Raw genomic sequence first — 25,923 nt, forward strand, 5'->3', positions numbered from 1 at the left:
GTGAATCAGGCGGATGCCCGAACCGCAGGGCGCAGCCTGCTCAGGCTAAATATCACCGATCCCGTTGAGGCGATGACGGCTATCCACAGCGCCAGATGCACGGCCCGGTCGTCAAGCGTTTGATGGTCTGCCCCGGCAGTGGCGGCCAGCAGCACGCCCACCACTGCGGCGCCGAGACACTGCCCAAACGTCCTGACGATAGACAACACGCCGGAAGCATAGCTGGCATGTTCCCGCGCCACGTTAGAGAGCATTTCCCGGTTATTGGGGCTCTGGAAGCAGCCGAAGCCAATCCCGCAAACCAGGCTGCGCAGGCAGATGTTCCACGCGGAAGGATTGTCCGGCAGGGTGGCCAGCAGGACCAGCCCACCGACAAATACCATCAGCCCGAGGGTCGAGATCAGCGGCGCGGAGATCGTATCCGCCCAGCGACCCGCGTGCGGCGCGATCAGCACGATGCCAATCGGCCACGGGGTAAACAGCAGCGCTGACACCACCGGGCTGTAGCCATACACGCTCTGAAACAGGAAAGGCAGCGCGACAAATGTGATGCCCTGACTGACAAACGAGGCCAGCGAGGTCAGCGCGGCGAGGGTGAAGCGCCCGTTGCTGAATATCACCGGGGGCAGTAACGGATGTTGCACGCGCCGGATACGCCAGGTAAAGGCGAAGGCGCTGACCAGCGCGAGAACGCCCCAGAAGACGGCCTGCCGGTTAATGTGTTGCGTCACGTGCTGAAGGCTGTCGGCCATCATGATCGCCGAACCTAACAGGACGGCGGAGAGCACGGCGCCCGGCGCGTCAAAGGGGGTGCGGTCAACGGCCGATTCCCGCGGCAAGGCCCGCCATGCCAACAGCAGGGCGATGCTGCCCGGAATAAGGTTAATGGCGAACAGCCACTGCCAGCTCAGCGCGTCCAGTATGGTTCCGCCCAGCACGGGGGCAACTGCCGTGCTGGAGGCGATAAGCAGGGCGTGCAGCCCCAGAATACGGCCCAGCAGTCGCCCCGGAAAAACGGACCGCAGGATCGCCGGAGCGATACTCAGGGTCGCCGCGCCGCCTATGCCCTGCAGAATTCGCATCCCGGTTAACATTTCCGGCGTTGTTGCCAGCGCGCAGCCCAGCGAGGTGAGCGTAAAGGTGGCAAGCCCGGCAAGAAATACCCGGCGATAGCCCACGCGCGCCGCCAGCGCGGCGAAAATGGCCAGCGTCATCGCCGCTGACAGCAGATAACCGTTGGCGAACCAGACCGCCACGTTCGCGGGCACCTGCATCGCCCTTGCCATGGAGGGCAGCGCGATGTTGATCATGGTGCCGTCAAAGACGCCCATCAGCGTGGTGGTCATAACGGCGGCCAGGACCCGGGCGCGTTCATGCCCGGGTAAGCCTTCATCGCCGGGCAGGTTTGAAAATAGCGTCATCGTCGTTACTCCGAATAAGAATCGTGATGACGAAACTATAATCATGCGGTATACAGGGCGGAAGACGCAGCATTTGCACTTAATCATTGCATGTAACGCCATATCTGAGGAGCTACCGTGTCCGATCCTGATTTTAACCTTCTGGTTGCGCTCGACGTTTTGCTTGCCGAAGCCAGCGTGGCGGGCGCGGCGCGACGTTTGAACCTCAGTACCTCCGCCATGAGCCGCACCCTGAGCAGGCTGCGGGAGGTGACCGGCGATCCGATCCTGGTACGGGCCGGTCGTCATATGGTGCTGACGCCCTGGGCCGAAGCCACGCGGGACCGCGCCAGAAGCGCCGTGCATGAGGCGAAGGCTGTGCTGCAGCCCTCCACCGACGCGCTGAAGGTGGAAAGTCTCGAGCGGCTGTTCACCATCAGAGCCAACGACGGTTTTGTGGTGGCGTTTGGGCCACTGCTGATTGCGGCGGTGGCGAGCGTTGCGCCCGGGGTGTGCATCCGCTTCTCGCCGAAACCTGAAAAAACCTCGCGCTATTTGCGTGAGGGGCTGGTCGACCTGGAGATCGGCGTGCAGAGCAATATGGGGCCGGAAATACGGCTGCAACGGCTCTTTCAGGATCGGTTTGTTGGCGCGGTGCGCAAGGGACATCCGCTGTCATTACAGCCTGACGTCAGCCTTGACGATTATGTCGCGTGGGGCCACGTGGTGGCCTCACCGGACGGATCGCTGCACGGGTTTGTCGATGACGCGCTGGCGGAACGGGGGATAAAGCGCAAGATCGCCAGCGTGGTGCCCGGGTTTCCGACGGCGTTATCCGTGGCGCTGGCCTCCGATCTGATTGCCATGGTGCCGGCGTTATACCTGCTCAATCAGCCGATGAACGAGCGCGTGCACGTCTTTGAACTGCCGTTTAAAACCCGGAGCATTACGGTGTCACAAATGTGGCATCCGCGCATGGAAAGGGATCCGGGACATCGATGGCTCAGGGAGAAGGTACTGGAGGTGTGCCGCGCTGTGCGCTGACGATGGGGTTCACGATGGCAAGCCCAATCGTGCTTTCCCCCGCGTGATGGTGGGATTATTCGGCGGTTAGCCAGCACGCCTGCGTATTGCGTCTTATTAAATTAACCACTAATATAAATAAGCCATATCAATTCCCCTGTAACTAAAATAACGTCAATTCTTTTTGTTCTTCTGAAATAAGCGGCCCGAGAACAGAGATGGATTGAAACCCTCAAGTCTGCATATCTTGCCATTATATAATCTTTTTTGAGTCTCATTTGACACTGTGTTGTTGTTGAAGCGACCCCATCGAAAGGAAAGAATATATACACATTGCTCTTGTCAGAAAACTGAGAAAGCAATGAACCCAAATGGGCAATATCTTATTGAAGAGAGTTATTATATGAAGGCAAAGAAAATCGCTCTCGCGATTGCGATGATAGCTGGTGCTATAATCGCAAATGCGAATGCAAAAGATCAGGGACATGGTACCGTTACGTTTACGGGTTCTATTATTGATGCGCCTTGCTCCATTACACCAGACAGTGCTGACCAAACCGTTGATTTGGGTCAGATCTCTAACCTGGCGCTGGAAGATGGCGGCACATCTATTCCACAGGTTTTCGCTATCAAACTGCAACAGTGTGATACGACAACCAAAAAGACAGTGACCACCACGTTCTCTGGCACCGCATCTGCGGCTAACCCGGATCTGCTCGGTATTCAGGGCACCGCAAAAGGTGCTTCTGTTGCAATTACGACGGACACCGGTACTCCGATTAAACTGGGCCAGGCTTCTCCGGCGCAATCACTGCTGAATGGTGATAACGACCTGACGTTTGCTGCTTTCCTTAAGGGTGATGGCGCGTCTGCGACAATCGTCCCGGGTAAATTCCAGGCTATTGCCAGCTTCGCACTGGATTACCCATAATCCCGGCATGACTTATTACGCAAGTAATTAACCCTGTTATTGTGCCGGTGATTAGTTAATTGTCTTAATCACTGGCACTTTTTTTCATGAAACCAGAGTGTATTTTAATGATATTATTATCTGGACTTCGAGTGATTATATTTCCCTGTATATTGATACCGTGCGTGGCGGCGGCACATAACCCTCGCCATGCACAGGCCGATCAAGGCCACGGCATTGTCAATATGCAGGGAAGTATAATTGATACACCATGCGCTATCGCCACCGTCGATCGTGAGCAAAGCATTGAAATGATGACCACGACCGTGGGTGAAATTATTCACAACGGTCGTGGAAATAAAAATCCCTTTTCGTTAACGCTGGTCAATTGCAATCTGCATATAATAAGGATGCGCAAACCCTGTCATCCCATTTCCAGACGACGTTTGATGGTCCATCTTCAGATGGACTTTTTTCCGTTGACGGCGCATCAGGCGTAGGGCTTGAAATTACGGATGACGCCGGAAATGTGGCGCAACCAGGGAAAGCGCTCCCTCCGGGTACATTGAGCAACGGTTCACAAATTCTTAAATACCAGTTGCGTCTTATGGGTAATCGCGACCGCCTGAAAGCGGGTGAGTATACGGCCACGATACGTTTCAAAGTTGATTACTTTTGAAAATGAAAAAAGTCAATAAAACCATCTTTCTGGGCAAGTTACACCCTGTAGCGGTTGGTGTAATTCTTGCGTTTCTGGCAGTAAAAGGCGTTCACGCTGAAGGTAATGTCGAATTTAATACTGATGTACTCGACATTAAAGAGCGGAATAATGTTGATTTAAGCCAGTTTTCCCGGGCGGGTTATTTAATGCCCGGCAAGTATCAGCTTACGCTAAAGGTCAATAAAACCGACATACCGGATCAGACGGTAGAGTATTTCCCGCCTGAAGATGATCCGAAAGGGAGCGAAGTTTGCCTCACAGCCGAGCATGTCTTACAAATTGGCCTGAAAGAGTCCATCGTTAAAGGTGTTTCATGGTGGCATAACGGACAGTGTCTGAATCTTCATTCTCTGGAAGGAATGGTAGCCAGAGCCGATCTGGGGACAAGTACACTCTATCTCAGCATTCCTCAGGCATACCTGGAGTATACGGCCGAAAACTGGGATCCGCCTTCTCGCTGGGATGAGGGAATTCCGGGCGTACTGTTTGATTACACCGTCAATGCAACGTCGTCGAAACAACAGGAACAACGTTCCAATTCCGTCACGGGTAACGGCACGACTGGCGCGAATCTGGGTGCCTGGCGCCTTCGGGGTGACTGGCAAGCGCAATACATACGCAACACAGGAAATGAGAGTCAAAAACAGCAAAGCTGGGACTGGAGCCGGGTTTATACCTATCGGGCCATCACCGCACTGCGGGCAAAATTGGTGCTGGGAGAAGACTATTTAAATTCCTCACTGTTTGACAGTTTCCGTTTTACCGGCGCCAGCCTGTCTACTGACGATAACCAGCTGCCGCCCAATCTTCGCGGATATGCACCGGAAGTGGTAGGTGTCGCGAAGACGAACGCCAAAGTGACTATCAGCCAGCAGGGCCGCGTAATTTATGAAACCACTGTCGCGCCAGGTCCGTTTCGTATTCAGGATCTCAACTCGGCCGTATCCGGAAAACTGGATGTCAAAGTGGAAGAGCAGGATGGCGCAACCCAAACCTTTCAGGTCGATACCGCCTCCATTCCTTATCTGACGCGGCCAGGCCTGGTACGTTACCGGGTCGCTATGGGGAAACCCTCTGATTATGACCACCATTCTCAGGGGCCAAATTTTGCCACTGGCGAAGCATCATGGGGCGTGAATAGCGGCTGGTCATTATATGGCGGAACGCTACTCGCAGGGGACTATAACGCGCTCTCCCTGGGGGTCGGGCGCGATCTGTTGATGTTTGGGGCAATTTCCTTTGACGTCACTCAGTCCCGGGCCGCGATTCCGAATCAGGACACATTAAGCGGTAAATCATTTCGCGTCAGCTATTCGAAACGCTTTGATGAGTTTGATAGTCAGGTGACCTTTGCGGGTTACCGTTTCTCAGAACGTGACTTTATGAGCATGTCTCAGTATCTGGACCGCCGCTATCACAACGGCGATAACGGTGGGCGCGACAAAGAACTGTACACCATCACCATGAATAAACAGTTCCGCGAACAGAACATGAGCGCGTTTCTGAACTATAGCCACCAGACATACTGGGACAGGGAAGCGACGAACACCTGGAACGTTTCGCTATCGAACTTTTTTGACGTCAGTCGGTTTAAGAACATTAGCCTGACACTGTCTGCCTACAGAACAGAATATGACGACTCTAAAGATGATGGCGTCTATCTGAGCTTGTCTGTGCCGTGGTCCAACGGCGCAACAGTGAGCTACAACGGCCAGTACAGCGGAGACAGCAGTAGCAATACGGTGGGTTATTACCAGCGCATTGACGCCAACAATTATTACCAGGTTAATGCCGGCAGCACGACTGACGGCCGAGGTACCGGGAGCGGGTACTTTACTCATGATGGCGATAGCGCAAGTGTGACCGCCAATGCCAGCTATACCGGCAGCAAAACCAGCGCCGCAAGTCTGTCGCTACAAGGAGGCGTTACCGCTACCGCCAGGGGGGCGGCGCTACACAGAACCAATGCAACGGGAGGAACCCGAATGCTCGTCGATACGGCAGGAGTGGAAGGCGTTCCCGTGCAGGGCATGGCGGGGATCGTTCGTACCAATGCCTTCGGTAAGGCGGTCGTTGCGGATGTTAGCAGCTACTACCGGAGCAGCGTGAGCATTGATCTGGACAGCCTGCCGGAAAACGTCGATGCCACACGTTCAGTTGTGCAGGACACGTTAACGGAAGGCGCGATTGGCTACCGTGCCTTTGGCATTCTCGCCGGGCAGAAGGGCATGGCGGTGATCAAACTGGCTGACGGCAGCGAACCGCCGTTTGGCGCAGAAGTACGCAATGGAGACAACATGACAACAGGGATTGTCGCCGAAAACGGCAGCGTCTGGCTTTCAGGTATACGTCCTGGAGAGCGCATGGACGTGTACTGGGGCAACGACGTGCAATGTTACATCGAGTTGCCGCCATCGCTGCCGGAAACAATCAAAAATCTGTTGTTGCCTTGCCTCTCACGCTGATCGTGGTGATGGGATCAGGCAAAACCGTCATTATCATTTTGTAATAAAGAGAGTGAGTTATGTGTTTTGTGCAGAAAAAGATCGGTCTAACGCTGGGTGTACTCGCACTGGCATTGGTCGCGCAGCAGGTAAATGCAGCCATTGCGCTGGATCGCACCCGGGTGATTTATAGCGGCAATCAGAAATCAATGAGTGTGACCGTAACGAATCAAAATAAATCCTTGCCTTATCTGGCCCAGTCCTGGATTGAGGACAGTAACGGCAATAAAACCGAGACGCCGTTTATGGCATTACCGCCGGTGCAACGCGTTGAGCCAGGCGCTAAAGGTCAGGTGAAAATTCAGGGTAATAACGCTCAGGCGTTGCCGCAGGACAGAGAATCGTTGTTTTATTTTAACGTACGCGAAATTCCACCGAAGAGTTCTAAACCCAATACGCTTCAGCTTGCGCTGCAAACCCGCGTCAAACTCTTTTACCGCCCGGAAGCGTTGCAGTTACAAAACGGGATGGAGAACGAGGCCGCGAAAAAACTCACCTTAACTCGTCAGGGTGAAGGATTCCGGTTAAGCAATCCCACGCCTTACTACCTGACGATTGTCGCGGCAGCGACGTCAGAGAAGGGCGGTGATATCGAGAGTTTTAAACCTGTAATGGTCGCGCCTAAAGAAAGCATTGCGCTGGGCGCAACCGCGGCTTCACTGGGCGCACACCCGGTACTGACTTCCGTAAATGATTACGGTGGCCGGCCGAAACTTGTTTTTAACTGTGCGGGGAATACCTGTGCAGTGGACCATGTTAACGCGGGTTAAGGAGAGCAACCTGTGAACGGAAAAGCAATTTACCGTTACTCGCGCACGTGTGCGTTGAGTCTGCTTCTGAGCGGCAGCTTGGCGAATAATGCTCTGGCTGTCGATGACTGGAATGTCCAGGGTGAGAATGGTCAATTGCACGTTCATGGCGTTCTGCGTAACGGAAGTTGCCTGATCAGCATGCGTTCAAAGCTGCAGGATGTGGTAATGGATAACTCGGCGCTGGGGGCGATGAAACGTCCGGGCGATACCGGCAATCCGACACAAATCGTTTTTCGTCTTCTGGGTTGCGAAAGCACCGGTGGCCTGCAACGTCGCGGTCGAATAGGGCCATCGACATGGGATGAAACCCAACCGGTGGTCACCGTAAGCTTCATGGGCGCGACGGATCCTGACGATCCCACGTTATTACTGATCGCCGGAATGTCTGGCGTCGGCCTTCGCATTCTGGATAACAACGGCAGAATCGTTATTCCCGGGATGCGGGGCAAGCCGCAGTTTGTGACGACGGGCAGTGATGAGCTGACCTATACCGTTATCCCTGTTCGTACCATCGCCCCGCTGATTGCGGGAGAATTTCGCGCCTCAGTTGATTTCGGAATCAGTTATGACTAGTTCACGCGTGATGTCGTTTATTCGCCTTGCCCGTACACCGCTCCTCGCACTGGTGCTGCTGGTCCCGACGGTAAGCCAGGCAAATAAAGGCGACACCTACTCATTAAACATCAATATCGATGGCACTCTGGTGGCAAACGGTTCTTGTCAGTTTAATCAGGGCGACAGCCTGACGGTCGACTTTGGTGATGTGAAATTGCTCCCGCAGGGGACGGACACCATGACGCTGGATGGGAATTACCGTAAATCGATTACCAGCGATTTTACCTGTACCGGTGATACCGCGGGGCTTCTTCAAATGCAATTGGCCAGTCTATCGGGCAGCTATAAAGCTTACAACGGAACCGACGTGATTGAGATAGACAAAGGGATGCTTGGCGTCGAACTGTTAGTCAATGGCGCCCCGCAAGCTTCCGGGAAGTGGTTCACCATCGACCAAAGCAAGCCACCCACGCTTGAGGCGCAGCTGGTGCAAGTCAGCACCACAAACAGTAAACAGGTGACAAATGGCGATACGTTCACGGCTTCTGCCACATTGCAACTTTCGTTTAATTGAACAGACGGTTATGAAGAGAATACTCCACATTGTCACCTTATCTGGTTTGCTGCTGACCGGGACGCCGCATGCCGCGCAGGTTGGCGATCAGATGTCTGTCAATTTTAAAGGCACATTTATCATTACCACGCCCTGTACCGTTTCAGGCGATGAGGTGATCGATGTGTCGTTTGGCAGCATCAGCGTGGGTAAAGTGAACGGCATCGACAATAAACAGGACATCCCCTATACCGTTGACTGCCACGGCGCGCCGGATGATTCCGCACTCAATATTCAGGTGAGCGGGGTGGCCGAAATTTTCGATGACGCCGCCGTTACGACATCTGCTGACGGGCTGGGTATCCAGATTCAGGCTAACGGCGTGCCGATGAAGCTCAACCAGCCGCTGAAAACAACGCTTGGCGGCCTGCAATCCCTGGTGCTGAGCGCTGTACCGGTTAAAGATCCGAATAAAGTGCTGAGCGAACAGACGTTTACGGCCGTTGCGACATTAACCGCGGATTATTTCTGAGGCACAACCATGAACATACGACTCGTGAAGGCGACAAGCCGGGGAATAGCGGCATTACTTGTCGCATCCGGCCTGACCATCACGCCCGCTCTGGCGATTGAGGATAACCTGCACTTTAGCGGGACATTGACCAGCGCGCCCTGCGGGCTGGACCCACTGACCACCGATCTGAGCGTCGATTTTGACATGATCATGGAACCGGATTTGTATGCCTATGCCCGTACCAAAGGCGTACCGTTCACCATTACCCTGACGGACTGTGATTTATCGATAGCCAGTAAAGCCTCGATCACATTTAAAGGCACAGAGAGCACTGAACTGCCCGGGCTGTTAGCGGTGACAGGGGAAGCGGCGGGGATCGCAATTGGTGTGGAGACCGAAGACGGCATCGCGGTACCGTTTAATAAACCGACACCGGAACATGTACTGAACAGCGGTGACAATACCTTTACCCTCATGGCCTATATTCAGGGGGAACCGACCCATCTGCGGCAGGAAACCATTACACCGGGGAATTTTACCGCGGTGTCTACCTTTATGCTGGCCTATCCTTAATTAAGAGATAATAGAGTGAATATATATAAACAATTTCATCATTCTATTACGGTGATAATTAATGTTTTTGCTTCTATCATCGTGATGTTAATGTGTCAGGGTAGTGCGACAGCGACAGTCATGGGGTATTCCGTTGATAACGCCTGCGGATTGCCACGCCATGTTGCATCAAGAGGCAGTATGACCAACTATCATACTTATCAACAAGGAAGATGTAGTGTTAGTCTACAGGGTACCTATTACGTCCCGGTTTCTGGATATTACACCGTTGGTGTAAGAGGCGTTACCAGTGATGGCAAAACACTTGTAGGTTATGCGTCACAAGCTCGATATATTGACGCCTCTAAACCGTTAAATAATCAGGATGTAAATCCCGGAACATCAGGTAGTTGGCAATCTGAGGGTACTACCTCTTTTGATGCCTGCGATACCTTAAAAGGCCCGGATGGACAAATCTACTTTCTGAATACTTACGGAAAATGTACCGGTCAAAAACTCCCGCCAACGCCCGTAGTAAATACCTCCTGTACCATTAACAGCGGTAACGCCTTAAGTGTCTCGTTGGGTTCACTGGATCGCTCCACGCTACCAACAATACCCAGTTCCAGCACCGCCAAACATATTAATATCCCGGTGAGTTGCACAGGTGGCGACGTCACCGTCTCAATGAATATCACCTATACGGCGATTACCATTGGCAGCACGCAGGCAGTAAAAACCTCAGCAAATGGGGTAGGCACGGCGATTATTTATAACAACGCCGCCGTTTCCCCAACCAGCAAAGCCACAATTAACCTGAAAAGCGGATCGAATACGGTCGACCTCGGTTTTCAGGCTATTCGTGATTCAGCGGTGGCGGTGAAAGATATTCCCACCGGCGCGTTCACCGCCAGCGCGGTCATGGTCATGACCCAACAGTAATGCCCAAATAATCCTGCTTTCCTTTTACGGGGCGGAAATATTTCCGCCCCGATTTTTATGAAAATAGTCATGTTAAATATAAACTGTAATTATCATTCACCGCGCCGCGGTCTACTTTTTATCGCTGGCGTCTGGTTATGCGGTGGTCTGCTCTGGCTATTACCGAATCAGGGGGGCTCCGGACTGGCGTTACCCCAAAATCTACTGGCCTGGTGCGCGATGGCGCTCATGGTGCTGTGGGGTTCACTCACCGAACGAAGGGTGAAATTTATTTATCCTGCTGGCACCCAACTGATTATAACGGGAGCCATTCTCTGGTCACTGCCGCTGCTATGGTCGCCGTCTTCCGCCTGGCAGTGGAACGCCGCGACGAAAGTGATGGCGCTGTGGGGGCTGCTCATCGTCTGGCTGGAACTGCTTAAAAGCCCCATAACGCCCATTATCAGACGTCACTGGCTGCTGATTATGGTGATATCGGCCTTTTTACAGACCATTTTCTGTCTGTATCAATTGACTGATATGGCGACACTGCCCGGCGGACGCCCGTACGGCATCTTCCAGCAGGTAAACGTTCTGGCTTCTTTTTTAGCCACCGGCACGGTTTGTGCCCTTTGGCTTAATACAACGGCGCGCCAGAAGTGGGTAACGCGTTTCTGTTCCCTGTCACTGGTTATGCTACCGGCCATGCTGGTGTTGTTGCAAAGCCGGGCAGGTTATCTTGGCGCTATCCTGGGCTGCCTGCTCGTGCTGGTAGCAGCAAACAAAAAGCGCCGTCGCCACGGTTATGTTTCTCTGTTGCTGATGTTAGCGGGTATCGTTCTGGGTCTTGTCGCGCTTCACGTTGGTCCACGGTTATTTCCTGGTTTTGCGCCTGGCGTGGTTGATAAAGGTGATTCCGATAGTCAACGCTGGTATATATTGCAATTGACCTGGCAGCTAATCCAGAACCATCCTGTCATCGGCAATGGCTACGGCAGTTTTGAAGCATTACTCGCCCAATTGGCGCAACAGGCGACTCGAGGACTGGAAAGCAAGACGATTCTCTATCCACACAATGAATTTTTCTATACATGGATGGAAGGGGGGCTCGTTGCCGTCGCGGGTGTGATTCTGATGATCGGCGGCATGCTGAAAAGGCTGTGGAGTCGGGGAGGGCGTCGATGGATTGGTCTGGCGATGTTATTACCCATTGCGCTACACATGAATCTGGAGTATCCGCTCTATCAATCAGTGACGCATGGTCTGGCTCTTGTCATCCTGCTGGGAATTAACGGCCCAACAGCGATGCCGGTTAAAAATGTCGGCCAGGGCAACATGATGAGGGCCAACAGAATATTACGCGTTTTGGCCGCGAGTGCCGTTTTGATATTTATGGCAACCGGTGTCGTAACCGAAGTGCAAATGACCACTATTGAGCAACATGGGCTTGCACCGCTGGCCAGGGATGAAAGCATGGCTGTTGGAACATTACTCAATCCCTGGAGTCAACATGACAGGCTGGATTTTGACCGCCACGTAGCTCTGCTGCTGCGGTTCAATTTGACCAGAGATCCTGATTTATTAACTCGCTTCCAGTCCTGGGCCGAGCATTATAGGAAGGTTCACAATAGCCCTGATGTCAACTTCAGCCTGATGATGATCTACAGGGCGCAGAACAGCGAAAACGCTAAAGAGATATGTATGCAAAGCAACGCACTGTGGCCAGAGGATATCCGCTTTACGTGCGTGAAGTTATAGCGTCGCAATGAAAGGGTAAAAGCACGGATACAACAATCGCATTCAGCCTGCACTGAAAATGCGGCGGTGCGCTTCGGCCGATCTTCCTGATAAGTCGCACTGATTTTATCGAATGGCTTCTGTTTGCAGCATGACAGGCTAATGACATCTCTGTCATTTAAATATTTATTCTCAGTGTTGGGGATCCTGAATTATTTTCTCCAGTCTGGGTAGGGATAAAATAAATCGCGTCGAGCGTACATCCGATTCCACATGCACTCTTCCGTGATGTGCTTCCACGATTGACTTCACAATGGCAAGACCGATGCCGCTGCCTTCTCCTTTTCGTTGTCTGGACGGATCCACCCGATAAAAACGGTCAAACAACTTTGATAAATGATCTTCAGGGATTGGTTTCCCCGGATTTTCAATCACAAGGTCAAAAAAGCTTCCCTGATTTCTTATTGAAACGGTGATTGCCTGTCCCTCAGGGGTATAACGCAGGGCGTTGGATAAAAGATTATTGATCGCTCTTCTGAACATTTGCGGATCTCCTTCAACCAGACAGGGCATTCCGTTAAATTTGAGCGCAATATTGCGTTCTTCGGCCCAGGCTTCGAAAAACTCGAAAACTTTTATGACTTCCGCTCTGAGGTCAAACATGACCCTGTCAGGTATCAGCTGATTATTATCAGCCTGTGCCAGGAACAACATATCGCTGACCATTTTGGTCATCCGGTTATACTCTTCAAGACTGGAATAGAGGACATCCTCAAGTTCCTTTTGTGTTCGATCCTGACTCAGTGCGATTTCAGTCTGCGTCACCAGATTGGTGATAGGCGTTCTGATCTCGTGCGCGATATCGGCAGAGAAATTGGCCTGGCGGGTAAAGACATCTTCAATCTTTTCGATCATATGGTTGAAGGAGATGACCAGCTGTTCCAGCTCAATCGGAACGCGTGTCGGCTCCAGTCGTGCATCCAGATTTTCGGAGGTGATGTTTTTAATGGCGTTGCTGACGTTACGCAGGGGCAAATGTCCCTGGCGCACCGCGATGCGGATAACAAGAATAATCAGCAGGCTGATAACGGCGGCAATCGCCAGAAGGTTTTTTTTCAGCGCCTCAAGGTAGTGGAGATGAAAATTAATGGAGAGCCCGATCAGCATAACGTAGTTCTGGGGTTTACCCTGAAGCGTCGCCGTGCCTGAGGAGGCGATAATCCGGTACGTTTCCATTTTGATGTTGGACCCGGCGTGCATGTTTTCGACAGGGTCTTCAACCGTCCAGAGAAACACATCCTGCGCGCGGCGGTGTTCGCTAAAATCCGCCGTGTTCATCGCAGGGCGCAGTGTCGCCCCTTGCGCCGAGCTGAACAGGGTATTTCCCTGCGGATCCAGGAGCAGGACGGCCACGTTGCGGTAGCTGGCCATCGACTCTTTGATTTTACTGATTTTCTTTTGGTCAGGATCGCCCGGAGACTGCAGGATGCGGTGCATCGCGGTGCTGATTTGCTGCAGATCGCTGACATCCTGCTCGGCGAAATGCTTTTCAACGGAATGCAGCATAAACCAGGTAAAGGCGAAAAAGGCCAGTATCGTGGAGAGGCTGATGAAGAAGGTCAGCCGCAGGGCAAGTGAGAAAGGGCGCCTGGCAAGCTTAACGCGCATCCGGTACCTCCAGCATATAGCCCACGCCGCGCACCGTCTGGATCAGCTTCGGTTCAAAATCGTTATCGATTTTCGCGCGCAGCCGCTTTACCGCCACATCAATCGCGTTAGTGTCGCTGTCAAAATTCATGTCCCACACCTGGGAGGCAATCAGGGAGCGGGGAAGCACCTCACCCTGATGACGCATGAAAAACTCCAGCAGGCTGAACTCTTTGCTGGTTAACAGGATGCGGCTCCCGGCCCGGCTGACTTTTCTCGACACGAGGTCAACCGTCAGGTCAGCCACCTGAAGCTGGCTTTCCGCAATAACCGTATTTCCGCGCCTCAACAGCGTCCTTACCCGGGCAAGCAGCTCCGCAAAGGCGAAAGGCTTAATCAGATAATCATCCGCGCCCAGCTCAAGTCCTTTAACCCGGTGTTCAATCGTCCCGAGGGCCGTGAGTAACAGGATGGGCATCCCTTTACCGGCCGAGCGGAGCATGCGGACAATATCCCAGCCGTTCACATCGGGCAGCATGATATCCAGAATCAGCAGATCGTATTCCGCGGTCATAGCGAGATGGTAGCCGTTCAGGCCGTTATCCGCGTGGTCTACAACAAACCCCGCTTCCGTCAGCCCCTTACTCAGGTACTCACCGGTTTTCATTTCGTCTTCGACGATCAGTATTTTCATCGTGCTCCCCTGACTGGCTGCTGATGACATTCTAGTGAGCGTACCGCCGTTAACAATGACTTACGTTAAAAATGACAACATTGTCATTATCCTGTCACCCGTCAAACAGGATGCGTTCCGTAGAGTAGCCCTAAAACTACTCTGGACTTTATTTGAACCGTTATGTTCCTGTTAAAACGACTAAGCATCAGTACGGTATTTATTCTGGCAGGCTGCGTCTCGCTGGCCCCGGAGTACCAGCGGCCGGAAGCACCTGTCCCCCGGCAGTTTTCGCTCTCCCGTAACGGCCTGACGCCCGCGGCGGCTGGGTATCAGGACACCGGCTGGCGCAACTTTTTCGTCGATCCTCAGGTTGCGGGGCTGATTACGGAGGCCCTGAAGAACAATCGCGATCTGAAAATGGCCGTCCTGAAGGTCGAAGAGGCCCGGGCGCAGTTCAACGTGACGGATGCGGATCGCTACCCTCAGCTGAATGCCTCCTCGGGCATCACGTACAGCGGCGGGCTGAAAAGTGACAAACCCACCGCGCAGCAGTACGACGCGGGCCTCGCGCTTAGCTATGAACTCGATTTCTTCGGCAAGCTGAAGAACATGAGCGATGCCGACCGACAAAACTTTTTCGCCAGCGAAGAGGCCCGTCGCGCGGTGCATATCCTGCTCGTCTCTAACGTGTCGCAGAGCTATTTTAACCAGCAGCTGGCGTATAAACAGCTGCGCATCGCGCAGGATACGCTGACAAATTACCAGCAGTCTTATGCTTTCGTTGAGCAGCAGCTGGTGACGGGCAGTACGAACGTCCTGGCGCTGGAACAGGCCCGGGGACAGATCGAAAGCACGCAGGCAGAGATTGCCAAAAGAGAGGGGGAGCTGGCGCAGGCCAATAATGCCCTGCAGCTGATCCTCGGCACGTATCGCGCGCTCCCGGGCGACGGCGGCATGAACGCCAGCGATGTCGCCCCGGTAAAACTGCCTCCTCATCTTTCCTCCGCGATACTGCTGCAGCGCCCGGATATTATGGAGGCGGAGTATCAGCTTAAAGCGGCCGATGCGAATATCGGCGCGGCGCGCGCCGCCTTTTTCCCGTCCATATCTCTCACCAGCGGGCTATCAACCGGAAGCACGGAGTTGTCCAGCCTGTTCACGTCAGGGAGCGGGATGTGGAATTTTATTCCTAAAATCGAAATTCCCATTTTTAATGCGGGCAGAAATAAGGCCAACCTGAAGCTGGCCGAAATTCGCCAGCAGCAGTCGGTGGTTAATTACGAACAAAAAATTCAGTCCGCCTTCAAACAGGTTGCCGACGCGCTCGCGCTGCGGGACAGCATTAACCAGCAGCTTGCTGCACAACAGCGGTATCTGGATTCGCTCCGCATCACGCTTCAACGTGCCAGAGGGCTATATTCCAGCGGCGCGGTCAGCTATATCGAAGTGCTTGACGCGGAGCGTTCTCTTTTCTCTACCCAGCAAAATATTCTCGACCTTATTTATGCCCGGCAGGTTAATGAAATTAATCTCTTCACCGCGCTCGGCGGCGGTTGGGTCGAATAACCTTATTTAATTAAACAGGAAAATAACCATGCGCAATTCACTTAAGGCCGTTGTATTTGGTGCGATCTCCATTGTGTTTTCTGCCAGCCTCCAGGCTGAGGTTCATCAGCACGAGATGATGAGTGCTGCCAGCGAAGGGACCTCAGAGCAGGTCATCACGGGAACCGGCATCGTGAAGGACATTGATCTCACGAATAAAAAAGTCACGATTTCCCATGAAGCGATCCCGGAAATTGGCTGGCCCGCGATGACCATGCGTTTTACCTTTATTCAGGCTGACGAGAGTATCAATGCCTTAAAAGTCGGCAGTCACGTGAATTTCTCGTTTGTTCAGCAGGGCAATCTCTCTTTACTCAAGAGCATTAAATAGCGAGACGCGGCATGGCCTCATTAAAAATAAAATATGCTGCCGTGATAGTCAGCAGCCTTATTGCGGGAGGGCTGATATCGGTGACGGCATGGCAGGTTTTTCATTCATCTGAAAAAACAGAAAATAGCGTTTCTGAAAGAAAGGTGCTTTTCTGGTATGACCCGATGAAGCCAGACGTAAAATTCGATAAGCCCGGTAAATCGCCGTTTATGGATATGGATCTGGTACCGAAATATGCGGATGAAAACGACAATAAAAGCAGTGCCGGTATCCGTATTGATCCGACACAGGTTCAGAACCTGGGATTAAAAACGCAAAAGGTGACGCGCGGAACGCTGAACTATGCCCAGACCATCCCGGCCAACGTCAGCTACAACGACTATCAGTTTGTCATTGTGCAGGCGCGCGCGGAAGGCTTCGTGGAGAAAGTGTACCCGCTGACGACGGGCGATAAGGTGAAGAAAGGCACGCCGCTCGTTGATATAACCATTCCTGACTGGGTAGAGGCGCAGAGCGAGTTTCTGCTGTTATCCGGTACCGGCGGAACGCCGACGCAAATCAAAGGGGTTCTCGAACGGCTTCGGCTGGCGGGTATGCCGGATGAGGATATTCAGAGACTGCGTGCGACCCGCACTATCCAGACCCGGTTTACCATCAGGGCGCCGATCGACGGAGCGATCACGGCCTTTGACCTGCGTACCGGCATGAATATTTCCAAAGATAAGGTGGTGGCGCAAATTCAGGGGATGGATCCGGTCTGGATCGGCGCGGCAGTGCCTGAATCCATTGCTTATCTGCTGAAAGAGACCTCGCAGTTTGCTGTTTCGATACCGGCTTATCCGGATAAATCCTTCCCGGTTGAAAAATGGAGTCTTCTGCCGAGCGTGGATCCAACCACCCGTACGCTGCAGGTGCGCCTGCAGGTCGATAACAAGGATGAGCTGCTTAAACCGGGCATGAATGCCTACCTGAAGCTGAACACCCAAAGCCAGGAAATGCTGCTGATCCCCTCCCAGGCCGTTATCGATACCGGCAAAGAACAGCGCGTTATTACGATTGATGCGGACGGGAATTTTGTCCCGAAAAGGATCCACGTTCTGCATGAATCTCAGCAGCAGTCCGGCATTGGTAGCGGACTGGAAGAGGGGGAGTCGGTAGTGGTCAGCGGTCTGTTCCTGATTGACTCGGAGGCCAATATTACCGGCGCGCTGGAGCGCATGCGTCACGCTGAAGCCGCTGACGACGCGCACTCTGGCCATTAAGGAGACGATGATGATTGAATGGATTATCCGGCGGTCGGTCGCCAACCGTTTCCTGGTCATGATGGGGGCGCTGTTCCTCAGCGTCTGGGGCACCTGGACGATTATTAACACGCCAGTCGATGCCTTGCCCGATCTCTCTGACGTTCAGGTGATTATCAAAACCAGCTATCCCGGCCAGGCCCCGCAGATTGTTGAAAACCAGGTCACCTATCCACTCACGACCACCATGCTGTCGGTTCCCGGCGCAAAGACCGTGCGCGGTTTTTCGCAGTTTGGCGATTCGTACGTGTACGTCATTTTTGAAGACGGCACCGATTTGTACTGGGCCCGTTCGCGCGTGCTGGAGTATCTGAACCAGGTTCAGGGCAAGCTGCCTGCCGGCGTGAGCTCTGAAATTGGTCCAGATGCCACGGGCGTGGGCTGGATATTTGAGTATGCGCTGGTGGATCGCAGCGGAAAACACGATCTCGCTGAGTTGCGCTCATTGCAGGACTGGTTCCTGAAATTTGAATTGAAAACTATCCCGAACGTGGCCGAAGTGGCCTCCGTCGGCGGCGTGGTGAAGCAGTATCAGATCCAGGTTAATCCGTTAAAACTGGCTCAGTACGGCATTAGCCTGCCGGAGGTTAAGCAGGCCCTTGAGTCGTCTAACCAGGAGGCGGGGGGATCGTCAGTTGAAATGGCGGAAGCGGAGTATATGGTCCGCGCCAGCGGCTATCTGCAGACGATGGACGATTTCAATAACATCGTCCTGAAAACCGGCGAGAACGGGGTACCGATTTACCTTCGGGATGTCGCCCGCGTACAAACGGGTCCGGAAATGCGCCGCGGTATTGCCGAGCTGAACGGGCAGGGGGAAGTTGCGGGTGGCGTGGTGATCCTGCGTTCGGGCAAAAATGCGCGTGAAGTCATCACGGCGGTGAGAGATAAGCTGGAGACGCTGAAGGCCAGCCTGCCGGAAGGGGTTGAGATTGTGACCACCTACGATCGCAGCCAGCTCATCGATCGGGCAATCGACAACCTGAGTTCCAAACTGCTTGAAGAGTTTATCGTGGTGGCCATCGTCTGCGCCCTGTTCCTGTGGCACGTTCGATCTGCGCTGGTCGCGATTATCTCTCTGCCGCTTGGCCTGTGTATTGCCTTTATCGTCATGCATTTCCAGGGGCTGAACGCCAACATTATGTCGCTGGGAGGCATTGCCATTGCCGTCGGCGCGATGGTGGATGCCGCCATCGTCATGATTGAAAACGCGCACAAACGGCTGGAAGAGTGGGATCACCAGCATCCGGGAGAGCAGATTGATAACGCCACCCGCTGGAAGGTGATCACCAATGCCTCTGTCGAGGTTGGCCCGGCGCTGTTTATCAGCCTGCTGATCATCACCTTATCCTTCATTCCCATCTTTACTCTTGAGGGGCAGGAAGGGCGGCTGTTTGGTCCGCTGGCTTTCACCAAAACGTACTCCATGGCGGGTGCGGCTGCGCTGGCCATCATCGTTATCCCCATCCTGATGGGGTTCTGGATCCGGGGTAAGATTCCCGCTGAGACCAGTAACCCGTTGAACAGGCTACTGATTAAAGCCTATCACCCGCTACTGATTAAGGTGCTCCGCTGGCCAAAAACAACCCTGCTGGTTGCGGCCTTGTCCATCTTCACGGTGATCTGGCCTCTCAGCCACGTGGGCGGCGAGTTCCTGCCGAAGATCAACGAAGGCGATCTGCTGTATATGCCGTCAACGTTGCCGGGCGTTTCTCCGGCAGAAGCGGCCGCGCTGTTACAGACCACGGACAAACTCATCAAAACCGTACCTGAAGTGGCCTCGGTGTTTGGCAAAACCGGCAAGGCCGAAACGGCAACGGATTCCGCGCCGCTCGAAATGGTGGAAACCACCATTCAGCTCAAGCCTGAGAATGAGTGGCGGTCCGGCATGACGATTGACAAGATTATTGACGAGCTCGATAAGACCGTTCGGTTGCCCGGCCTGGCGAACCTCTGGGTTCCGCCCATTCGTAACCGCATCGATATGCTTTCGACCGGGATCAAAAGCCCGATTGGTATCAAGGTGTCGGGTACCGTTCTGTCGGATATTGACGCCACGGCGCAGAACATCGAGACGGTAGCCAAAACGGTGCCGGGCGTGGTGTCTGCCCTGGCTGAACGTCTGGAGGGCGGGCGCTACATTGACGTCGATATCAACCGGGAAAAAGCCTCGCGCTATGGGATGACGGTGGGCGATGTGCAGCTCTTTGTCTCCTCGGCCATCGGCGGCGCGACGGTAGGGGAAACGGTGGAAGGCGTCGCCCGGTACCCGATTAATATCCGCTATCCTCAGGACTACCGGAACAGCCCGAGCACGTTAAAGCAGATGCCGATCCTGACGCCGATGAAACAGCAGATCACGCTGGGCGATGTGGCGGATATCAACGTGGTTTCCGGCCCCACGATGCTGAAAACGGAGAATGCCCGGCCTGCAAGCTGGATTTATATCGATGCCCGCGGCAGGGATATGGTGTCGGTGGTGAACGACATTAAGACGGCTATTAGTCAGAACGTAAAGCTGAGGCCGGGCACCAGCGTCTCATTCTCCGGGCAGTTTGAGCTGCTCGAACACGCCAACAAGAAACTGAAGCTGATGGTGCCGATGACGGTGATGATCATCTTCATTCTGCTGTATCTGGCGTTCCGTCGCGTGGATGAAGCGCTGCTGATCCTGATGAGTCTGCCGTTCGCCCTGGTCGGGGGAATTTGGTTCCTTTACTGGCAGGGCTTCCATATGTCTGTGGCAACCGGCACCGGTTTTATCGCTCTGGCCGGGGTGGCAGCAGAATTTGGGGTGGTCATGCTGATGTATTTGCGTCATGCCGTTGAGGCTCAGCCGGCGTTGTCCCATCGGGACACGTTCACAGAACAGGCGCTGGATGACGCCCTTTACCATGGCGCCGTACTGCGCGTGCGACCAAAGGCAATGACCGTCGCGGTGATCATTGCCGGTCTGCTGCCCATTCTGTGGGGGACGGGCGCAGGGTCAGAAGTCATGAGTCGGATAGCGGCACCTATGATTGGCGGGATGATCACGGCGCCGCTGCTATCGCTGTTTATTATTCCTGCGGCGTATAAGTTAATTTGGCTGCGCAGGCATAAAAAGCCATAAAAAAACCCGCCGGTAGCGGCGGGTTTTTTACGAGATGAACGCTTAGCGCGCTGTTTTAGCACGCGTCTGGCTGAGAAGCTTGCGCCAGGCACGATTATGTAGAGTAAACAGCAGCATCTTATAGAAGGGGGTGGAAAGGATACAGCTGCCGCTAAGCATTAGCATGACGATACTCACTAGCGCCGCGGTCAGACTGACGCCAGGAGCAGCGCTACCGCTCAGCGCGACCAGCAGATAGGCTGCCGTTAATACCAGGCTTATCACCGCCAGCGTAAGGTGTAACCGCACGGCGCGCATGCTGCCTTTGCCAATCATAAACATCGTCACGCCGTTAAGGCCAGCGAACAGAAGGGCGATCAGGACAACCCAGACGAATACGTGTTCCGCTGGCTGGTCGAGTCCGGCTAGTACGCCATACCCCAGCCACAGCTGAGGAATAGCGAAACTGACAATTACCCCGAGGGTACTGATCGCCGCTGGAATACCCATGGCGTGTAGACCTACAGGTTTGCCCATTTCGTCAGCCAACACAGTTTTTAGCTGTTGCAGCTGTGTCGGGGAGGCATTGCTTATGCTGGTAGCCACCTCGTTACAGTGTTGCAGGCGGCGGGAAAAAACTTTAACCATTTGAATACTCAGCGTTTAGTTAGGCGAAAATGACTGCAACAGACCGACTACATAGCGCCCGGACTGGACGGTGTTTTGAGGATTGCGGATCGTCCCCGTGAGTGAACTGCCCACAAAGGCCGATGCGTTGTTCACGGCACTCATCAGCTCACGTTGCAGTGATTTTTGTAATGATTCGCTGGGGAAACGTTTCGGGTAGACGCCTGCGCGGATCGCTGCCTTCACGCCGGCGCTGGAAATACCTGGATTTTGCGCTTTGATGATCTCTTCCGTGATGCGCTTACGCTCAGCACGACTGAGGCTTTGGAACCAGGCGGTAACTTTACTTGAGGATGCCGCTTTCATCAGCTTGTACGTTTCTAAAGTACTTCGCAGTGCGGTTCCTGCCGCAGCCAGCGAAATGACATCCAGAACTGTCGTGGTAGCTACATACCAGTCCTGCTGTCGAGCCAGGCAACATCAGAACCATGATCGTTATGGATTGCCAGCAGACGGCCCGCGCCAATCATGCATTGTGCGCCAGTTGCCAGCGTACCGGACAGGCTAATCGCGGCAATCACACCGGACCCGCCAGCGGTAAAAGGCACTGCCGCACCGGCACCAAACGCCATGACAAGCGTAACAAGCATCGCGCCACAGGCAAAACCGGTTGAAGTAATTTCCGTAGCAAGTGAGGGAGTCGTTAGCGTCGCCACCACAGCTTTTTCTGCACTGATTTCCTTAGCATCCGGAATTTTACTGATTACCACATGGCTGACGGTGCTCTGATTCACATCTGCAATGCGGCGTGAAGGGCGTACCAGCCAGCGTTGTTTTCCATCATCAAAAATGATGCCGACATTGTAAAAATTACGCGTGCAGTCGAGTTGGGCGGCCAGCTTTTTAAAATCGATATCAGTACCCGCTTGAAGGCCTAAGCTACGCGAGAGGTCATAAGAGGGAAGGGTGCTGTCAGGCGACTGCTGACCTGGTAAGTTCATCGGGGAAGCTCCTTCATTCCGTGAGGACAATTAATTAGCAGGGTAATTTATTGAAGAAATTTATGATTCGAACACTAAGACTTAGATAATAGCAGCGTTAACTCGGTGAGCAAATGATATTGCTTGACTAAAATGTAAACGATACCAGGGGGTATTAAACCTTACCCGCAGACTCTCTTAATTCTGTAATATCCCTTTTAGGCGATTGACCGAACATCCGCGTATACTCCCGGCTGAAATGGGACAGGCTTTCGTAACCGACAGCATAGGCTGCTGTGGTGACATCGTAATGTTCATTCAGCATCAGTCGCCTGGCTTCATTGAGGCGCAGCCATTTCTGATACCGTAGCGGGCTCATTCCCGCAAGCTGCCTGAAGTGTTGGTGGAAAGAGGGCGTGCTCATTTGCACGCGGCTTGCCAACTCCTCGACACGTAAAGGTGACGCGATATCCCGGGAAAGCTTACCGAGTAGTTTCTCAACCGACTTGTCTGAAATCATTCTGTAATGCCTCACATTTTACAACGTAATCAACGTAGCAGTTATGAAAACTGAAATATACGCTTTGGCATAAGGTTTAGAGGATCGGGCAAATAATGCAGAGTATTTTAATAACACCTTTCGTTAAAGACTCCCAAAATAACAACCCTGAATTCACTGAATGAAAGGTTTTAATAGCATGACGACAAAATCTTCAACGCGATTCTTAAATGGCGCACTCCTTGCCGGAGCGATGGCTCTGATTTCAACAGAAGCTGCGTTCGCCCAGCCTGCACCAGGCGCAACAGACTCTTCAACGCGTCTGGTTCAGACGTGGGATAAAACCTTCCCAAGGAGCGACAAAGTGGATCATCAAAAAGTGACTTTTAAAAACCGTTACGGCATTACGCTGGCTGCTGATGTGTATCTCCCAAAAGATCGCGGAAATAAGAAGCTTGCTGCACTTGTTATTTCCGGGCCTTTTGGCGCGGTAAAAGAGCAGGCCTCTGGTCTCTATGCGCAAACCTTAGCCGAGCGCGGATTCGTGACGCTGGCATTTGATCCGTCTTATTCCGGTGAAAGTAGTGGGGAACCCCGCAATATTGCTTCACCTGATATTAATACCGAAGACTTTATGGCAGCAGTCGATTTTATTGGACTGCAATCTTATGTGGATCGTGAACGTATCGGTGTCATAGGTATCTGTGGTATGGGGGGGATTGCCCTGAATGCTGTTGCCGTGGATAAACGCGTAAAAGCACTGGTTGCAAGCACCATGTACGATATGAGCCGCGTGATGTCGAAAGGTTATAATGACAGCGTAACACCGGAGCAACGCGAGCAGGCCCTGGAGAAGATGAGCTTACAGCGCTGGGAAGATGCGGCAAACGGCAAACCGGCCTACCAGCCAGCCTACAATAAGCTGAAGGGCGGTGAAGTACAGTTCCTCGTGGACTATGCAGACTACTACATGACTAAGCGCGGATATCATCCACGAGCCGTCAACTCTGGCAATTCATGGTCCGTGACAACGCCAATGTCCTTCATGAATTTCCCGCTGATGACTTACATTAAGGAAATTTCTCCGCGTCCAATCCTGTTCATTCATGGCGAAAAAGCGCATTCGCTTTACTTCTCCAGAACGGCTTATGAAGCGGCAAATCAGCCAAAAGAGCTTCTGATTGTTAAAGATGCCACGCATGTCGATTTATATGATCGTATGGATAAGATCCCGTTCGATAACATCACGGCATTTTTCAATAAATATCTGAATAAAAGATAACTTCCTCAGTAACCGATACAGTGGCCAAAAGGCCACTGTATTGATGTGAGAGGGAAGGCAGCTATGAGGGTTTTGACTGAACTGAACGGTTTATGGCTTATTCTCTGATGCCCATATTTAATTTAACATAATATACATTATGCGCACCAATATTGTAATGGCTCAATAGTAATGTCCGCCTGTGGCTCAATTCAGATGTCCGCGCTATGGTAAGCTTCACTGGTCCGTTTAAACTACCGGGAGGCATATCATGAGCGCAGAAAGCTCAGGAGTGTTTACTTTGAAAGAGATCAACCGGATCAAGATTATACAGGACGTCATTGAACGTCGCATCACAACGCGCCGTGCGGCCGAGCACCTCGGTATCAGCGACAGGCAATGCCGCAGACTTCTTGCCCGTTACCGTGAAGGCGGACCGCTTGGTATGGCCAGCAGACGATGTGGCATGCGTGGTAACCGCCAGTTGCCACCCGGGCTCGCAGATCAGGCTCTGGAACTGATCAAGACGCGTTATGCTGATTTCGGTCCGACTCTGGCGCGTGAAAAGCTCGAAGAACTCCACGGACTGTTTCTTGGCAAAGAAACTGTCCGGCGCATCATGGTGCGGGCTGGCTTATGGGTTCCCCGTAAACAACGTGCCGCAAGGATCCCTCAACCACGGTACCGGCGTCCGTGTACTGGTGAGCTGATACAAATAGATGGCTGTGATCACGACTGGTTTGAAGGCCGTGGCCCGGCCTGCACCGCGCTGGTCTATGTTGATGATGCAACCAGCAAACTGATGGAACTGTTGTTTGTTAAATCGGAGTCCACGTTTTCTTACTTCGAAGCCACGCGGCGCTATATCGATAAGCATGGTAAACCGCTGGCACTGTACAGCGATAAAGCCGGTGTTTTTCGTGTTAACAATAAACACGCCACAGGCGGAGACGGGCATACTCAGTTTGGGCGAGCCATGCATGAACTGAACATCCAGACTATCTGTGCAGAAACCAGTCCCGCCAAAGGGCGTGTAGAACGAGCTCACCTCACTTTACAGGATCGTCTGGTCAAAGAGCTGCGGTTACAGGGCATTTGTTCAATGGAGGCTGCAAATGACTTCGCTGAGGCCTATATGGCTGACTATAACCGCCGTTTTGGCAAAGTACCGCGACATGATTTTGACGTACACCGTGCTGTAGAACATGATGAGGACCTGGGGCTTATTTTCACTGTTCGTGAAAAACGTAAAGTCTCAAAATCGTTGACGATACAATATGATAAAATGTTGTACCTGATTGAAGACAGCGAACTGAGTCGCCGTGCAATAGGTAAATATATCGATGTGTATCACTATCCTGATGGCAGAAAAGAGCTGCGCCTGAACGGTACGCTACTTCCCTACTCTACCTACGACCGACTGTCAGAAATCGACCAGGGCGCGATTGTCGATAACAAGCGTCTTGGCCGAACCCTGGAGTTTATCAGTCTGGTGCAGAGCAAGCGGGATAACACGCGCTCTCAGTCAATTCCCGCTGGAGATGGCCCTTCCCGACGACGGCCAAAGCAGGAAGGGAAGAAATCCCAGCGCTCACTGGATAATGATGACATGCTCGAAGCACTCAAACAGCTTCAGTCACGTTCAGAGGACATTTTTGGTAAAAGAGCCCGCTGATGGTACTCACTGGCCGGACAGTGGTTGC

The 25,923-nt window shown here is 53.0% G+C and carries 21 protein-coding genes and 2 pseudogenes; 17 read left to right on the forward strand and 6 right to left on the reverse strand.

What is annotated here, in order from left to right:
- Positions 1–5: 5 nt before the first annotated feature.
- Positions 6–1,421 (reverse strand): MFS transporter, encoded by a 1,416-nt coding sequence (locus WM95_RS14400; protein ID WP_063409670.1) that lies wholly within the window; start codon positions 1,419–1,421, stop codon positions 6–8.
- 117 nt (positions 1,422–1,538) lie between these two features.
- Between WM95_RS14400 and WM95_RS14405 the strand changes: the two genes are divergently transcribed.
- The 11 genes from WM95_RS14405 (at position 1,539) to WM95_RS14450 (ending at position 12,223) form a co-directional block, all read left to right on the forward strand.
- Entirely contained in the window at positions 1,539–2,444 is a 906-nt protein-coding gene (locus WM95_RS14405; protein WP_063409669.1) for a LysR family transcriptional regulator, read from the forward strand.
- A 382-nt stretch (positions 2,445–2,826) separates the two neighbouring features.
- On the forward strand, positions 2,827–3,354 hold the full coding sequence (locus WM95_RS14410; RefSeq protein WP_063409699.1) for a fimbrial protein: 528 nt from the start codon (positions 2,827–2,829) through the stop codon (positions 3,352–3,354).
- A gap of 164 nt (positions 3,355–3,518) precedes the next feature.
- A complete protein-coding gene (locus WM95_RS27205; protein ID WP_127851114.1) occupies positions 3,519–3,833 on the forward strand; it encodes a fimbrial protein in 315 nt (104 codons plus the stop codon).
- A gap of 181 nt (positions 3,834–4,014) precedes the next feature.
- Complete coding sequence (locus WM95_RS14415) at positions 4,015–6,519, forward strand: outer membrane usher protein (protein WP_063409668.1); 2,505 nt, start codon at positions 4,015–4,017, stop codon at positions 6,517–6,519.
- 59 nt (positions 6,520–6,578) lie between these two features.
- Positions 6,579–7,328: a fimbria/pilus periplasmic chaperone gene (locus tag WM95_RS14420; protein WP_047741876.1), complete on the forward strand. Its 750-nt coding sequence runs from the start codon at positions 6,579–6,581 to the stop codon at positions 7,326–7,328.
- A 12-nt stretch (positions 7,329–7,340) separates the two neighbouring features.
- Positions 7,341–7,943 (forward strand): fimbrial protein, encoded by a 603-nt coding sequence (locus WM95_RS14425; protein WP_023311832.1) that lies wholly within the window; start codon positions 7,341–7,343, stop codon positions 7,941–7,943.
- On the forward strand, positions 7,936–8,499 hold the full coding sequence (locus tag WM95_RS14430; protein ID WP_231106846.1) for a fimbrial protein: 564 nt from the start codon (positions 7,936–7,938) through the stop codon (positions 8,497–8,499). The genes WM95_RS14425 and WM95_RS14430 overlap by 8 nt, the downstream gene beginning before the upstream one ends.
- Positions 8,500–8,509: 10 nt before the next feature.
- A complete protein-coding gene (locus WM95_RS14435) occupies positions 8,510–9,010 on the forward strand; it encodes a fimbrial protein (protein WP_063409667.1) in 501 nt (166 codons plus the stop codon).
- A gap of 9 nt (positions 9,011–9,019) precedes the next feature.
- The gene (locus WM95_RS14440; RefSeq protein ID WP_023311829.1) at positions 9,020–9,565 is read left to right on the forward strand and encodes a fimbrial protein; all 546 of its coding nucleotides are present in this window, start codon (positions 9,020–9,022) and stop codon (positions 9,563–9,565) included.
- A 180-nt stretch (positions 9,566–9,745) separates the two neighbouring features.
- Entirely contained in the window at positions 9,746–10,486 is a 741-nt protein-coding gene (locus tag WM95_RS14445; RefSeq protein WP_074166193.1) for a fimbrial protein, read from the forward strand.
- 69 nt (positions 10,487–10,555) lie between these two features.
- Positions 10,556–12,223: a PglL family O-oligosaccharyltransferase gene (locus WM95_RS14450; RefSeq protein WP_081247960.1), complete on the forward strand. Its 1,668-nt coding sequence runs from the start codon at positions 10,556–10,558 to the stop codon at positions 12,221–12,223.
- A gap of 171 nt (positions 12,224–12,394) precedes the next feature.
- On the opposite strand, the gene WM95_RS14455 is transcribed toward WM95_RS14450, so the two are convergent.
- A complete protein-coding gene (locus WM95_RS14455) occupies positions 12,395–13,870 on the reverse strand; it encodes a Cu(+)/Ag(+) sensor histidine kinase (protein WP_088544818.1) in 1,476 nt (491 codons plus the stop codon).
- Entirely contained in the window at positions 13,860–14,543 is a 684-nt protein-coding gene (locus tag WM95_RS14460; protein WP_023311824.1) for a copper/silver response regulator transcription factor, read from the reverse strand. Before WM95_RS14460 ends, WM95_RS14455 begins: the two co-directional genes overlap by 11 nt.
- 162 nt (positions 14,544–14,705) lie before the next feature.
- Between WM95_RS14460 and WM95_RS14465 the strand changes: the two genes are divergently transcribed.
- From WM95_RS14465 to silA, 4 genes are read left to right on the forward strand one after another with little or no spacing between them, the layout of a single operon-like run.
- On the forward strand, positions 14,706–16,091 hold the full coding sequence (locus WM95_RS14465; protein ID WP_063409665.1) for an efflux transporter outer membrane subunit: 1,386 nt from the start codon (positions 14,706–14,708) through the stop codon (positions 16,089–16,091).
- Positions 16,092–16,119: 28 nt separating this feature from the next.
- Positions 16,120–16,461 carry a cation efflux system protein CusF gene (cusF, locus tag WM95_RS14470; RefSeq protein WP_045399352.1) on the forward strand — a complete coding sequence of 114 codons (342 nt, stop codon included), beginning with the start codon at positions 16,120–16,122 and terminating at the stop codon, positions 16,459–16,461.
- A gap of 11 nt (positions 16,462–16,472) precedes the next feature.
- The gene (locus WM95_RS14475) at positions 16,473–17,723 is read left to right on the forward strand and encodes an efflux RND transporter periplasmic adaptor subunit (RefSeq protein WP_063409664.1); all 1,251 of its coding nucleotides are present in this window, start codon (positions 16,473–16,475) and stop codon (positions 17,721–17,723) included.
- Positions 17,724–17,733: 10 nt separating this feature from the next.
- Positions 17,734–20,874: a Cu(+)/Ag(+) efflux RND transporter permease subunit SilA gene (gene silA / locus WM95_RS14480; RefSeq protein WP_063409663.1), complete on the forward strand. Its 3,141-nt coding sequence runs from the start codon at positions 17,734–17,736 to the stop codon at positions 20,872–20,874.
- Positions 20,875–20,916: 42 nt separating this feature from the next.
- Here the strand turns inward: silA and WM95_RS14485 are convergent, their stop codons facing one another.
- The 3 genes and pseudogenes from WM95_RS14485 to WM95_RS14495 form a co-directional block, all read right to left on the reverse strand.
- The gene (locus WM95_RS14485) at positions 20,917–21,501 is read right to left on the reverse strand and encodes a hypothetical protein (protein WP_063409662.1); all 585 of its coding nucleotides are present in this window, start codon (positions 21,499–21,501) and stop codon (positions 20,917–20,919) included.
- A 15-nt stretch (positions 21,502–21,516) separates the two neighbouring features.
- Positions 21,517–22,481: pseudogene (locus WM95_RS14490) on the reverse strand (hypothetical protein).
- Positions 22,482–22,635: 154 nt separating this feature from the next.
- Positions 22,636–22,989, reverse strand: a pseudogene (locus WM95_RS14495) (helix-turn-helix domain-containing protein); the annotation flags it as partial.
- A 151-nt stretch (positions 22,990–23,140) separates the two neighbouring features.
- On the opposite strand from WM95_RS14495, the gene WM95_RS14500 reads away from it, so the two are divergent.
- Together WM95_RS14500 and WM95_RS14505 are read left to right on the forward strand one after the other, a co-directional pair.
- On the forward strand, positions 23,141–24,241 hold the full coding sequence (locus WM95_RS14500; RefSeq protein WP_063409661.1) for an alpha/beta hydrolase: 1,101 nt from the start codon (positions 23,141–23,143) through the stop codon (positions 24,239–24,241).
- 250 nt (positions 24,242–24,491) lie between these two features.
- Positions 24,492–25,895 (forward strand): ISNCY-like element ISKpn21 family transposase, encoded by a 1,404-nt coding sequence (locus WM95_RS14505; protein ID WP_001567368.1) that lies wholly within the window; start codon positions 24,492–24,494, stop codon positions 25,893–25,895.
- Positions 25,896–25,923 lie beyond the last annotated feature (28 nt).

The organism is Enterobacter cloacae complex sp. ECNIH7 (assembly GCF_002208095.1).
Lineage (GTDB): Bacteria > Pseudomonadota > Gammaproteobacteria > Enterobacterales > Enterobacteriaceae > Enterobacter > Enterobacter cloacae_M.